1 protein-coding gene is annotated in these 1,635 nt (G+C 42.3%); it reads right to left on the bottom strand.

Translation table 11 applies throughout. The features are described 5' to 3' along the window. The coding region (locus tag AC3AYF_RS20750) for a hybrid sensor histidine kinase/response regulator (RefSeq protein WP_487780364.1) at window positions 1–1,635 on the bottom strand (1,635 nt) is incomplete at both ends.

Genomic DNA, 1,635 nt, shown 5'->3' with positions numbered 1-1,635 from the left:
AACACCGATCTAATGCGATGAGCTAATTCAGCTTGAGTATAAGGCTTAGTAATTAACTGCCCAATGAATCGTTCCATCCCACTATGAGCTAACGCTTTATCGGTGTAACCAGAGGTCAGTAAAACACCCAGTTTAGGATGGCTAACCGTTGCCAATTCAGCCAATTCATAACCACTCATTCCGCCCGGCATCCCCACATCGGTAAATAACAAAGCAATATCCGTGTTTTGGGCCAAATGCGCCATCGCTTCTTTACCGTTGGTCGCTGACAATACGACATAACCCAAACTAGTCAAAATATCTTTCGCCAGCGCTAATAACTCCATTTCATCATCAACCAGTAAAATGGTTTCATTTCCCCAAGGCAATTCAGTTTCTTGAGTTTTAGACTGTCGCTGTTCAACCACGTCTGCGGCTGCCGATCTGGGTAAGTACAGTCTAAATGTCGTGCCGATCCCTAGCTCTGAATAAAGATTAATATGGCCTTTGGAGCGTTTAACAAAACCAAATACCATGGCCAAGCCAAGACCTGTTCCCTTTCCTCTCGGTTTAGTACTGAAGAAAGGTTCAAAAATTCTCTCTTGATCCTCATGTGAAATCCCTGAACCTGAATCTGTTACCGCCACCTGAATATAATCTCCCGGACTGAGCTCTGAAGTGTGACTGCAAAAGGCATCATCAAGTGTAATATTATTGGTTTCTATCATTATTTGTCCACCACCCTCCATGGCATCTCGTGCATTAATAATTAAGTTCATTAATGCATCTTCAAAATCGCCAGGATCGAGTTCAGTCAGCCATAAATCATTAGTAAAGTGATGCTCTATCGACACTTCCGGAGTCACAGAACGGCCTACCAAATTATTCATATCTTCAATTAAACGATTGATGTCGGTGGTGACAACTTGAGCCGCTTGTTGACGAGAAAAACCAAGTAATTGTTTCGTTAAATCTGCTGCACGCTGGGCCGATTTTTCAATCGCTTCTACACGTTTTCTCGCCTGAATGTTATTGGCTACTAAAGGGCTAAGTAAACTGATATTACCGAGAATGATGCCTAATATATTATTGAAATCATGGGCAATCCCCCCCGTCAATTGACCCACTGCATCCATTTTCTGACTACGACGTAACGCCTGCTCTGCTCGTTTTTGTTCGGTGATATCTCGTATCGTTCCTACTAAATTTCGATTGCCCGTCGTGGGATTAATAAATGAAATTTTACTGGTTGAAATTTGCCGAGTCGCATTATCACCGGTCGAAAATTCTCCTTCATCGACATCGACATCCGTTGAGCTAAGAACAATTTCATCTCGACGCCGATAACTATCTGCTTGTTCTTTAGGGAAATAATCATAATCTGTTTTGCCAAGTAACTCGATCCGTGGTTTACCTAACATTTGGCAAAAAGCATCATTTAATACTGTCCAGCGGTGTTCTTCATCTTTTACAAACAGCGGATCTGCGACACCATTAATAATGCTATCCAGAAATTCCTTCTCAAGCTCTCGGGTTTTAATGCGAACTTGCTCTTCAAATTCCAGAGCATCGTGTTGCTGTTCGATGAGCTCCGCCGATCTTTCTAAGGCCTTAGTAACAGTATGATTAAGTACATCCAGACCTTTAACGGGCTTA

The sequence above is a fragment of the Salinicola sp. genome (assembly GCF_982684285.1).
The sequence above is the reverse complement of the archived record's forward strand: the minus strand, read 5'-3'. Positions and strand labels throughout refer to the sequence as shown.